Below are 12,361 nucleotides of genomic sequence, written 5' to 3' on the forward strand. Positions count from 1 at the left end.
TACTAATGACAGGCAACTCATTAAACCCTTAGTTGGCGTCTAAGTAAGCTAATGGGGAAAGATATACGCAAAAGGTCCCTGCTTTGGCAGGTTGCTGCCTAGTCTGCAGCCAGTGATATGTTCTTCGCTCTCGCACCGTTTGTTTGAGAGGATCCCAGGCCGGCCACCGCGTACACGCTACGCGATAGTCGATCGAGGTTCCCCTGACCGCGGTGTTTAAGGGTATTTAGTGCTTGTCTGCTGGTTGTCCATACGGTCCAGGTGGTAGCGCGCCCTGGGGTGACAACATTGATGCGACAAGGAGCTCCACTATTAATATCACGATGCTCGGCACCGGTTATCTCGGTGCGACCCATGCGGCATGTATGGCAGAACTAGGCCATAATGCGCTGGGCGTAGATGTTGATGCCAAAAAAATTGAAGAACTATCCCAGGGTCGGGTGCCTTTCCATGAGCCCGGCCTGCCGGAAGTTCTCAGCCGCAATATTGAGGCCGGTCGCCTTAGCTTCAGCACCTCCTATGAGGATGCTGCGAAATTCGCCACGGTGCACTTCCTCGGCGTAGGAACCCCCCAAAGCAAAGATGGCTTGGGAGCTGACCTGAGCTATGTCTACTCCGTCATTGAAAACTTGGTGCCGCTGTTAGAAGGCGATCACCTGATTCTCGGCAAATCCACCGTGCCGGTAGGAACCGCGGAGAAACTCCAAGAGTTAGCTGATTCGCTCACCAAACCGGGCAGCAGCGTTGAGATCGCCTGGAACCCAGAGTTCTTAAGGGAAGGTTTCGCGGTTAAAGACACGCTCACCCCAGACCGCATTGTGGTGGGTGTCAATACTCATCGTGAGCATTCCAAGGCAGAGGACGTGTCCCGCGAGGTATATGCCAAGGCGATTGCCAATGACACTCCTTTTATTGTCACTAACCTGCCCACCGCAGAGCTGGTGAAGGTCGCCGCGAACGCCTTCTTGGCCACCAAAATCTCCTTCATTAACGCGGTCTCTGAAGTCTGCGAGGTCGCCGGCGCTGATATCACCCAGCTAGCCGAAGCGATCGGCAAGGACGATCGCATTGGCCCGAAGTTCCTGCGTGCCGGTTTAGGTTTCGGCGGTGGCTGCTTGCCGAAGGATATTCGCGCTTTCATCGCACATGCCGAAGAACTCGGGGTGGGCCAAGCCTTAAACTTCCTGCGAGAAGTTGATGATGTGAACCTGCGTCGCCGCCAACGCGTGGTCGATCTAGCGCGCAGCACAGCCGGCGGGAACCTCGAAGGCCGCAAGGTAGCCATGTTGGGGGCTGCCTTTAAACCGGATTCGGATGATATTCGTGATTCCCCAGCACTAGAGGTGGCGGCACACATGGCATCGGAAGGAGCACAGGTCACTGTGTTTGATCCTTATGCCATGAAGAATGCGCAGCAAAAATTCCCGGAGCTTAGCTATGCCGAAAACACCGCTGATGCACTGCGCGGTGCCGATGTGGTGGTGCTGGGCACAGAGTGGAAGGAATTTAAAGAACTAGATCCCCAAGCTGCCGCGAAGCTGGTCAACCAGCGCAATATGATTGATGCGCGAAATGTGTTGCCGCTGGATAAGTGGCGTGACGCCGAGTGGACAGTTATTTCTCTCGGCCGCGCCTAATACACAGCAGCCCGAACATCCAAGCCCTAGGGCTAAAGCCCCCGTTACAAAGCCTCCGCCAGCGCCCCGCGACAATGCAGCGGCACCGCGCGCGGGGGTTTAGTCATGCTCGGGGACTGTGAAAGCTGCAATCAACGTCGTAACCGGAACCGCCAGGGTTAAGGCCAACGCACCCACCCCAGAGCGCAGCAGCTCAGTGGTCATAATGTCGCTGGTTAGGGTGTCAATAAAGGGCCGCTCCGATACCGAGACCAACAAGAGCATCGGCAAAGCCGCACCGGTATAGGTCAACACCAGGGTGTACACCATTGAGGCAATATGGTCCCGGCCCACCCGCATGGCACCAAAGAAAAGCCGCAAAGGGCCAGCACTTGGGTCGATCTCGGAAAGCTCATTAATCGTGGAGGCCTGTGAAATGGTGACGTCATTAAGCACACCCAAGGCGCCAATCACGAAGCCGCAGAGCATCAACCCGGTGACGGACACTTCCGGTAAATAAAGCAGGATCCTCAAGTTATCTTCTGATCCCAATCCGCGCAGCTGATTAGTGCTAATTGCATAGTGCGCCAACACTCCAGCTAAGCCGAGAGCCACCAGGGTGCCGCCTAAAGCAGAAGCGGATTTCCAATTCCAGCCGTGCACCAAAAACACCACGGGAATAAGGATCAACGCCCCGGACACCATGGCGGCAAAAAGCGGGTTCTTGCCGTGCACCAACACCGGTAAGAGGAACCCTGCCACCACCAGGAAGGTAATCGCCAGACCCCCAAGTGCTCGCACACCCCGCCAGGCGGCAAAGGCAATGATTGCGGCGATAATAATGATCGCCCAGATAATCAGCACGGTGTGGCGGTCATAGTCAGCAAAGGCATAGACCACCGCACCATCACTATTTATGGTTTCCGAAAGCCGAATATGGGCGCCTTGTTCCAAGGTGGGTTCCCCGGCCTGGCCGTGGGTGATTAACAAGGTGTGCTTCCCAGCGCTTTGGCCGCTGGTGATATCCACAATGGCGCGATCACAACGCTCGGAGGTTTCCTCCAAGGAATTCACCGGCGAGGAATCAAAGGCCACACCTAAAGAAGGTGAAGAACACGGCCCCTGGTCAACATGGCTAATCACGCCATCAACTAGGGTTTGGTTCATGGGGTAGGTGGCGCGAAACTCTGGGGAAATATTGGCGGGAGCATCCCCGGGCCACAACTTAATGCCACCGATAATCCCAAACAGCCCGAATAGGGCAATGAAGATGCTCAGAGCAATCCGCCACACGCGGGTATGCGGATGCGTCTGCGGGTGGATGGCACTGCTGCTGGTGTGCGGTGCATCGTGGTTATTCTCGCGTACCTCATCGGCGCGCACACTATGCTTGCCCATCAGCCTTTACGGCTCCTCCCTATTGGCGATCCAACATATGGATAAGTAGCTAGAGCCACCCATCCTAATGGCCTAAGACAAAAGTGCCGCCCAAAGCACGACCAACCACTAATGCCGGTAGGCGCTAAGGAAGTGCTCCAGGCGATCCAGAGCATTCTCCAACTGCGAAGCCCACGGCAAAGTCACCACGCGGAAGTGATCCGGGTGCGGCCAATTAAAGCCCGTGCCCTGCACCATCAGGATCTTTTCCTTCTTCAAGATGTCCAGCATCAGCTGCGTGTCATCTTTAATGTCATAGACTTCCGGATCCAGCCTCGGGAAGGCATAAAGCGCACCCATCGGTTTCACACAGCTCACCCCCGGAATGGAGTTGAGCTTCTCATAGGCAATATTGCGCTGCTTCAGCAGCCGCCCACCCTCACAGGTCAGCTCATAAATGGATTGGCGCCCACCCAAAGCCACCTGGATGCCGTGCTGGGCTGGCACATTGGGGCACAGTCGCGTTCCGGCAAGTAATTCCAGGCCCTCAATAAAGCCGTGGGCGTGGCTCTTCGGACCGGTCAGCACCATCCAGCCACTGCGATACCCCGCCACGCGGTAGGCCTTAGAAAGCCCGTTATAGGTGATGCACAAAAGATCCGGGGCAAGGGAAGCGATGCTGATATGTTCCGCGTCATCATAAAGAATGCGGTCATAAATCTCATCCGCCAGAATCAGCAATTGGTGTTCGCGCGCAATATCCACAATTTGCTGCAATACCTTGCGCGGATACACCGCCCCGGTGGGATTATTGGGGTTAATCACCACAATTGCTTTGGTGCGTTCGGTGACTTTGGAGCGAATATCCTCAATCGATGGATTCCACTCATCTTCTTCATCGCAAAGATAATGCACCGGCGTTCCCCCAGCTAGGGAGGTCGCGGCGGTCCAGAGCGGATAATCCGGGGCGGGGATGAGCACCTCATCGCCATCATCGAGCAGCGCCTGGGTGGTCATGGTGATTAACTCAGAAACACCATTGCCCAAGAACACATCGTCGACATCGAAATCCGGGAAACCATCAATAACTTCATAGCGAGTCACAATGGCGCGCCGCGCCGCCAAAATACCCTTCGAGGTGGAATACCCCTGCGAAGTCGGAAGGGCGGCGATCATATCGCGCATAATCACATCGGGGGCATCGAAACCGAAAATAGCGGGATTCCCGGTATTCAATTTCAAAATGCGGTGCCCATCTAATTCCATGCGCTCCGCCTCAGCCGCCACCGGCCCGCGGATCTCATAAAGCACATCCTTCATCTTTGAAGATTGATCAAAGATGCGCGGCTTGCGCTTCACTCCCCGCGGCTTCTCGGAGGGGTTTTCGGTCTTCGGCTCTTTTTCGCTCGTCACCCGCCCTATTCTGCCATGTACGCCGCGCCCGCGTGCGCCTTCCGGTCGCTTAAGTTCACGCAGGCAAAATTAAGCTACGCCCGAGATCGGTCTTCCCCCGCTTAATAAAAATTGCTGCGGCATAGCGCGGCACTTGGGGTGAGGCACGCACCTGGAAAGCCTTAGCACCCGAGCTCGACTAAAGCTCAGCCAGGGACTTTAACTACGACGATCAATCCATTCGCGAACCAGGTCAGTGACATTGGTGCTGATCTCGTGTTGGCGTTCGCGTTTTTGCATGCGCACGGCGGTGCGATGCGCCTCGTCGAGGGCCTTGAGCTCTTGGATGCGTTGGCGGTCGAGTTGGCGTGGGGAGGGCACGTACCAGGAGGCGGGGCCTACTTTGATGAAGAACAGGAGGAAGAAGAGGATCGGGATGAAGCTCATGATGATCGCCACCAGCGCGGAGGAGGCGAAGAGCAAATCCGCCATGATCATGCCGCAGAGCGTGATCACGCTGCCGATGCCGAAGATACCAAGGCGAGTAACCAGGCCACTGCGATGCATGCGGGTGACTTCGGCGGCGGTGTAGCGGCGTTCTTCGATGGGGCCGGAAGAAATCGGGGTGCCGGTATGCGGGTTGAGTAGCTGGGAGGGCATCACCGAGGGCGGGAGCGGGCCGGGTTGGTTGAGGTCGAAGTTTAGGGCGGAGCTCACCAGGGGGTGTTTGCTTAGCGGGACGGGGGTGAAGGGATCTTGGGGGAGGTCCTTGAAGATATCGCTGAGGTCATCGTAGGTGAGGGCTTCGGCGACTTGGCGGGAGCGATCATCGTATTCCTGCAGGCTAAGGCGGCCCTCGGACATTGCCTGGCTGAGCGCATCGATGGCGGTGGCGCGCTCTTTATCGCAGATCCGCAACTGGCCTTTTTGGTTGGGGCGGGAATCGGCGGGGCGGTGTCGGGGGCTACTCATGGGCACCATAGTAGCAGCGGAAAAACGGTGCTGACTAGGGCTAAGTCGAGGTAGTTGGGGGTGGTGTCTGGTGGGGTTAGGGGTGGGGTTAGGGAGGTTATGGGGGAGTGCATCAGGGGTGTCTCAGGGGTACGTCAGGGGTGCGTAGGGGAAGTCATGTAGGGCGCGTCATCACCGTCGAGGTTCAGGTCATATGGTGTGCGGGCGGGTTGGCGGCGGATGAAAAGAGAGGCCAAGAATAAGAGGAAGCCACCGATAAAAGCCATGGCGCCTACGCCCAGCATGAAGCCACTGACCCAGCCGCCGGCGGCCAGGGTGCCCCAGATGCCTTGGCTGTTGTTAAGTGCTGCTGCTTGGGTTTGGTTATGGGGTGTGGAGTGGAAGTCTTCTGGACGGGAGCCCTCTGTGCGAGAGTCCGCTCCTTGCGTGCCTTCCTCAGCCGGCATGGTGGCCAGCGGGTTAGTAGGGGAGGGCGAGGCAGGTGCAGGTGGCGGCGGCGGTGGTGGTGCGGGAGCCGCGGGTGCGGCGGGAGCTGCGGGTGCGGCGGGGGCCGCGGGTGCTGGGTGGGTGCGCGCCGGGATGGGCGCGAGACCAGGAGCTGCTATTGCACCTTGGGTGCTTAGTGCACCTTGGGTGCTTGGTGCGCCTTGGGTGCTTGGTGTGGGAGCGGTCGGTGCCCGCACAACCTGCGGGGCCACACCTACTGCGTGGTAATGCGCTTCCTTCGGGTCAACCGCGGGAGTTTCCTTAATGCCCTGTGGTAGGCCGGCAGGGTGTGGCGTCCCATTATCGCCATGAATCACCTGATCCAAGCCGCGGAGTGCTTCCCCTAATTCCTTGAAGGCAGCACCTAAACCATGGGACTCATCCACGGCGAGTTCCCCATCATTACCCACCAAGAAGCCCAGCACATAGGTTTCTTTCGCGCCATCTTCTTCTGCCACATGGAAGGTGAGCTGGTAGCGCCCAGCCTCAGAAAACCACCACTCCACTGCGGATTCATGGTTCTGAAGGTAGAGCGCGCGCTCTAGGTTGGCCGAATCCACACCCAGGACCCACTCGCCTTCATCATTAAGCACCGCGCTAATGAGCCGTCCGGGACCATCCACGCGTTCCACGCTGATGGTGAAAGGCCCATCTGTGGGCAATACCCCATCAAAGTTGATAGTGGGAAGCCGCCACCAGTCTTCTTCTTTTTCTGCGACAGGTAGGAACTCAACCTCCGCGGCGGCAGGTGCGGTGGTGCTGCTTTCAACACTGCTGACTGTTTCCGCTGCCCACGCAGAGGCAACGCCCGCACTGGCCAAGGTGCCACTGATAGCCAAGGTCGTGCTGCACCCCAGCGCCTTCACATAATCCATAGCCTTAAGCATTAGCCGCTACCTTTCGCCTCAAGAGCAGTCCATGACGCGGCGCGAAAAGCCACGCTGCCAGGAAGAACACCGTCACCGTTAAAACAATCGTGGCGCCAGTGGGGATATCCAACGCCCAAGAAAAATACAGCCCAATAAAAGACGCGGCCGCTCCGATGAGTGCAGAGAGCACCATCATGATGCTCAAACGATCACTGAGCATCCGCGCGGTGGCCGCCGGGGTGACCAGCAAAGCCAGCACCAAAATATTGCCGATGGTGCTAATCGAGATCACCACCGCAGCGGTCACCGCCAGGTATAAAACAATGTCTAAAAAGAACACCGGAAGGTTCATGGCTTGGGCGGATTCGCGATCCAAGGCCACCGCGCTTAAGGGGCGCTGCAAAATAATCAGCAGGCTAACTACCACAAACCCCACCCCAGCAACCGCATACACCTGGCTATTGGATACCCCAGTTAAAGACCCGAAAAGGAAGGAAGTTAAAGACGCGGTATACCCATCAATCCTGGAGATCACCACCAACCCCACCGCAAAAGCAGCGGCGAAGAAAATGCCAATCAGGGTGTCTTCTTTAATGCGGCGGCGTTGTGAAAAGGTTGCGACTAATAAGGCCACTACCGCCCCAGCAACCGCCCCGCCAAGCAAAACGCTGCCCTGTAAAGCAAAGGCGATCGCAATGCCGGGGAAAACTGCGTGTGCCACGGCATCACCAATAAAAGCCATGGAGCGCAACACCACATGGGTGCCCACCACCGCGCACACAATCGCCGATAACATCGCCACAATGAGGGCTTTGGGTAAAAAGCCCAACGCCGGATTCATTAAATCTGCCAAGAAATCACCAAAACTCAGCATGCTTCTTCCCTTTCGGCAAGCGGGCTAATCCCCACGGTTCTCAATAGCGGTGAATGCGCACTCACCGCGAAGGTTTCCATCCACACGCTGGGGGTATGTAGCTGTGCGGGGGTTCCCACGGCTTTCAGTTCCCGATTAAGCAACACCAGGCGCGAACAGGCATCCATCGCTTCGCCCAAATTATGGGTACTCATCACAATCGCAGTACCTTCGGTCGCTAATGATTGAAAAAGCTCCACCAATAACTCCGCCGAAGGCATATCTAGCCCGCTAAAAGGCTCATCAAGCAGCAACAACTTAGGGGTATTCACCAATGCGCGGGCCACTAATACGCGTTGGCGTTGCCCACCCGATAACTCCGCAATCGGTCGATTATCTAAGTCTTTAAGACGCACCCGATCCAATGCCGCCGCAACCGCCGCATAATCTTCTTTCCGCTGCGGTTTCCACCACCCGCGGCTACCAATACCGCGCGCATTCAGCACACAATCATGCACACTAATCGGGAATTCCCAGGCAAACTCATGGCGCTGCGGCACATACCCCACCGCATGGCGCCGCGCACGTACTTGGGTTGCCCCAGCAATGCTGATCTCACCGTGGGCAGGAAGAAGTCCCAATATCGCGCGCAATAAAGTGGTTTTACCCGCACCATTAGGCCCGATGAGCCCAATGAATTCACCTTCAAAAATATCCAGCTCAATATCGCGCAGCACTTCCCGGCCACCCAAACTCACCGCCAGGTCTTTGACCGATAGCAGCGGCATCTCAGTATCTTTCCTCGCATCAAGCACGCATCCCGAGACCCGCGGGTTGGGCTGGTTATCTTCGTGCTGTTGCTGTGTGCTTGGGGTAGACATCACCGCACCGAACCTTCAGCTGAGTCGGTGTTTTCTTGGGCACGTTGTGCTGCTGCCTTATGTTTCTTTTGGTTAGCCCGCCAGCCAAGGCCCGCCACCGCAGCTAAGACAATCAGTGCGGCGAGCCCGGCAAACACCCACCACACCGCACGGTTATCGGATACCTCGTGGGTAGAAGAAGCATCAGCCTTGGGGCTTTCACCGTTGGTGTTTTTACCTTTAGCGTTTGCTTGCCCAGCACTTCCAGGAAGCTCACCTTCCCACTTCGCGTCTTTTACCTCATCAGAGTTGGGGTCCACCCCAATGGCGAACTTCAACACCACCGGTAAACTTTGGCCCACACCCTGGGCAGACGTGGTCTGCACATTCAATGCCACCAGGTGCACCCCAGGTTCGCTAAACACCCAATTGGCATGCGTATGGGTATTAAGCTCCACCCAAATATTTTGGGGTTGATCATCTGTCCACAACACCTTCGGTGCGGCGAAACCACCGGATTGCAGGAATAAAGAATGCTTGCCCGGGCCCTGGTGACCGAGGAGCTTGAGGTTCACACCTTGGGCGGAACCATCGGACAAACTCGGGGCTTGGGTTGACCACCCCAACCACGGCACCCCAGGGACCTCTGTTTGGGGAAGCACCCACACCTTCTGCCCAGGCTGGGCACCAATGAAGTGATAATTCGGATCATCCGGGAGATCTAAGGCGGCTTTCTCATCAGCATGGAAAACCACATCCTCGATATGCCGCCACACCGGGGTGATGGCGGAATCATCACGCACCAAGAACACTAAATTGCCCTGCTCATCAAGCTGCGGCCCTAAATCCGCATGCCCATGATCAAACGCCACGCGGGTACCTAAAGGCGCATGTTCCTCATTGGCGTCCACATGTTGATGTAGCGCTGGGTCCTCCTGCGCCAAAGCTTGAGGCATAGCTGCTTCTGATGACCACGTCGTTGGTAATCCCACTGCGCTAAAACCAATGGGGTTAAGCACCACAGCGGAACTAAAAAGCACAGCGCATAGAGTTCTTCCCACCCGTTTTCGGTGGGGACGTGCTGCTACTGCAATGGACTGGGGGTGGTGGGCATTGGGCTTCGTCATTGTGTTATTCCTTCGCTAAACATTCCTTGAGGCTGCGGGCATTGGCTTCCATTAACTCCACATAGGTGCGCACATCCTCGGTGAAGCTATCGCCATAAATCCGGCAAATATCTACATGCGCACGCTTGGCCATCTCTGAAAGATTCGTGGCACGGCCTTCTAATTGCGGTTCTAAAAACACCGCCGGTACCTGGAGGTTCTCTAGGGTGCGGGTAAGCGCAATGAGATCCCGCGCACTAGGTTCCACAGCTGGGTTGGGGCTAATAAAACCAGCGACCTTTAACCCATAGGCTTTGGCCAAATAGCCATAGCCATCATGGGTAGTCACCAAATAGCGTTTATCTGCTGGGATCTGTGAGATCTGCTCCCGCACATAGCTGTCTAGTTGATTAAGCCGGGCAATATAGGCCTGTGCATTGCGGGTATAGTCCGGTGCCCCATCTGGGTCAATGGCAATCAGGTGATCACGGATTACCTTCACATAAGCGATCGCATTGCCCACGTCATGCCATAAGTGCGGATCCCATTCACCATGCACATGCTTGCCCAGCACTGCCTGGGCCAACATGTAGGTTTCTGAACCTGGGCGCCCGAGAAAACGAAAAGCCGGTGTGGCAGGGATCTGCTGTAAGGCACTGCCTGGAATAGAAATGATGGAGTCTTCCAGGCGGTGCCGTTCATTTGTGGCGGAATGCGTGTGATGCTCGTGCGCCCCGTGCTCGTGCGCCCCGTGCTCGTGCGCCCCGTGCTCGTGAGTCTCGTGGTCATGCCCCTCGTGCCCGTGCTCGTGGGCACCGTGCTCATGCGCTCCGATTTCATCGCCGTGGATCAAGAGCTCATGGTTATCCACATCAACAGCAATATCCTGGTGTCCCTGGTCAATAATCGTGGTGTGTGCATCCACCCCGGCAACCGTGTGCGGATCTATGCCTACAGCAAAACGCACCGTGCCATGGGCGATCTCCGGGGCATTATCGACGTGCGCAAAACGCGCTGATAAATCCAACTCATACACACCCGGCTTGCTAAAAGCCCAGCTCATATGCGTATGAGCGGCGGCAGGCAACACAATCCGATCCCGCTCATTAACCCCATCAGCGGAATTGAAATACACCACCGGCTGCCCAAAGGTTCCCGTTAAATAAGCAGCCACATCACCTGGGCCGCGCACCGCCGTAGCCTTCAACTCAATAGAGTTCGCAGCATCAGCACTACCAAGAAGCTCCCCAGGTTGGGTGCCAATAATCCGCATCCCCAACCACACGGTATCTAAGGAGACATCTTCTACCAGCGGAATAATATTTGCCCCATGCTCACTGGCTTCCTCAGCGATACGCACCACCGGGGTGCCTGGCCGGGAAGATTCCGTGATGGCCTGAAACAAAGACTGCTGCTCTAAGAGCAGATAATTCATGAACGCAATATCGGCATTCGCCACATTGCGCACCGTGCGCAAACTCGGCTCATAGGCATGCGGATCCGCACCCGGAGGCATTAAAGAGGTCACCCGCGCACGATCCCCAGCCACGTTTTTTGCTAAATCCGCAATCAACGCAGTCGAGGTCACCACATCAACCACGCCATCATCACGCTGCGGGGCAGCCTCAAAGCTCCCCTGATCCGCGCATGCCGAAACAACCAGCAAGCTCGCGCTTAAAACACCAATGAGCCTGCGCCTAAAGCGGCGCGTAGCTCTGGTCGAATCCTGCTGAAAGGCACCCCTGGTGCCGGCGCGGTTTAAGCGGACCACAGTCGACGAGTCGCAAAGACTAAGCCAGCGCCCAACACGATGACACCTAAGCCCAGCCCAGCAATCGGTAAGGAGAACACACTACTGCCGGTATTCGGCAATTGCTTCGGTCCTGTCGAAGGAGCTCCAGGCGCCGAGGGAGCTCCAGGTGCCGAGGGAGCTCCAGGCGCCGAGGGGGCTCCAGGTGCCGAGGGAGCTGCCGCTGAAGGAGCATTCGAAGCCCCACTAGCAGCAGCGCCGTCAGTAGCTCCCGCCCCGCCGCTTCCTACCTCCCAGGTGTAGGTCGCAGTCGCACTGCTAGCCTGCACCCCACTATTGGAGGTCCCGGCTGCCCGCACCTTCATCACATAGGTCCCCGGCGCATCAAAAGCCCAGTTCACATGCACATGCGCGGCTTGTTCCTGCCGGATCACCGAACCACTACGCAGCACCATCGCACCATCAGTGGTCATCCCATGGAACCCTCCAAAAGCCTCCTGCTGGAATACAAACACATTCCCCGGCCCGGAAACTTCTTCAAAAACCAGGTCAATGCTCTCAAAACCACCCTCGCGCACACCCTGGGTATCCCACCCCGGCCACGGCAAGTTCGCTTGCTGCGTTTGCGGCAGGAAATACGTAGCGCGCTCCACCCCCGGAATACTCTGCGTCTGCTCGGTATAGGCGTGATCGCCCACCTTGATCGTCACCGTCGACGGATCTCGCAGCACATGCGAGCCGGTCACATCCTCCTTCAAGCTCATCACCAGCCCGCCGGCCCCATCGGTACCCACATTAAAGGCATCCATATGGCCGTGATCGAGCACCACACGATCCTGCGCTTGAGCGCTTGGGAGGGGAGCTATCCCCGAGATCGTGCTTCCCAGCGGGGGCACGCCCCCAACGCTGAGCAGGCTTCCCGCCACAACGACACTCGCCGCGCGCAACGCGAGTCCGCGGTAGCGCACCGGTGCTTTGTTCACCGAAGAAGATAGGGCAGGGGTATGTAAGTCCTGAAGCACTGTGCTTGATTCCTTGTATCTCGTTAGGGTTGCTAGCGCACCTTACTGGTATTGAACG

10 protein-coding genes are annotated in these 12,361 nt (G+C 57.0%); 1 reads left to right on the plus strand and 9 read right to left on the minus strand.

Annotated elements, in window-relative coordinates:
• The first annotated feature begins 317 nt into the window (after positions 1-317).
• Entirely contained in the window at positions 318-1,637 is a 1,320-nt protein-coding gene (locus tag BMZ01_RS07095; protein WP_244887597.1) for a UDP-glucose dehydrogenase family protein, read from the plus strand.
• A gap of 99 nt (positions 1,638-1,736) precedes the next feature.
• On the opposite strand, the gene BMZ01_RS07100 is transcribed toward BMZ01_RS07095, so the two are convergent.
• The 9 genes from BMZ01_RS07100 to BMZ01_RS07145 all read right to left on the minus strand — a co-directional run bounded on the left by BMZ01_RS07100 (position 1,737) and on the right by BMZ01_RS07145 (position 12,108).
• Positions 1,737-3,014, minus strand: coding sequence for a YibE/F family protein (locus tag BMZ01_RS07100; RefSeq protein WP_177180105.1), 1,278 nt, complete (start codon positions 3,012-3,014; stop codon positions 1,737-1,739).
• Positions 3,015-3,122: 108 nt separating this feature from the next.
• Positions 3,123-4,313 (minus strand): pyridoxal phosphate-dependent aminotransferase, encoded by a 1,191-nt coding sequence (locus BMZ01_RS07105; RefSeq protein WP_092286022.1) that lies wholly within the window; start codon positions 4,311-4,313, stop codon positions 3,123-3,125.
• Between the two features lie 291 nt (positions 4,314-4,604).
• Complete coding sequence (locus BMZ01_RS07110; protein ID WP_177180106.1) at positions 4,605-5,357, minus strand: DUF1707 SHOCT-like domain-containing protein; 753 nt, start codon at positions 5,355-5,357, stop codon at positions 4,605-4,607.
• 134 nt (positions 5,358-5,491) lie between these two features.
• Complete coding sequence (locus tag BMZ01_RS11185) at positions 5,492-6,730, minus strand: hypothetical protein (RefSeq protein WP_177180107.1); 1,239 nt, start codon at positions 6,728-6,730, stop codon at positions 5,492-5,494.
• Positions 6,723-7,586 (minus strand): anchored repeat-type ABC transporter permease subunit, encoded by an 864-nt coding sequence (locus BMZ01_RS07125; RefSeq protein WP_092285911.1) that lies wholly within the window; start codon positions 7,584-7,586, stop codon positions 6,723-6,725. The genes BMZ01_RS11185 and BMZ01_RS07125 overlap by 8 nt, the downstream gene beginning before the upstream one ends.
• On the minus strand, positions 7,580-8,353 hold the full coding sequence (locus tag BMZ01_RS07130) for an anchored repeat-type ABC transporter ATP-binding subunit (protein WP_092285913.1): 774 nt from the start codon (positions 8,351-8,353) through the stop codon (positions 7,580-7,582). Before BMZ01_RS07130 ends, BMZ01_RS07125 begins: the two co-directional genes overlap by 7 nt.
• A 92-nt stretch (positions 8,354-8,445) precedes the next feature.
• Positions 8,446-9,552 carry a choice-of-anchor M domain-containing protein gene (locus tag BMZ01_RS07135; protein WP_092285915.1) on the minus strand — a complete coding sequence of 369 codons (1,107 nt, stop codon included), beginning with the start codon at positions 9,550-9,552 and terminating at the stop codon, positions 8,446-8,448.
• A gap of 4 nt (positions 9,553-9,556) precedes the next feature.
• The gene (locus BMZ01_RS07140) at positions 9,557-11,197 is read right to left on the minus strand and encodes a metal ABC transporter solute-binding protein, Zn/Mn family (RefSeq protein WP_177180108.1); all 1,641 of its coding nucleotides are present in this window, start codon (positions 11,195-11,197) and stop codon (positions 9,557-9,559) included.
• A 92-nt stretch (positions 11,198-11,289) separates the two neighbouring features.
• Positions 11,290-12,108: a choice-of-anchor M domain-containing protein gene (locus BMZ01_RS07145; protein WP_143067466.1), complete on the minus strand. Its 819-nt coding sequence runs from the start codon at positions 12,106-12,108 to the stop codon at positions 11,290-11,292.
• Positions 12,109-12,361: the final 253 nt, after the last annotated feature.

Origin of the sequence: Corynebacterium spheniscorum (genome assembly GCF_900113445.1) — a bacterium.
GTDB classification, from domain to species: domain Bacteria; phylum Actinomycetota; class Actinomycetes; order Mycobacteriales; family Mycobacteriaceae; genus Corynebacterium; species Corynebacterium spheniscorum.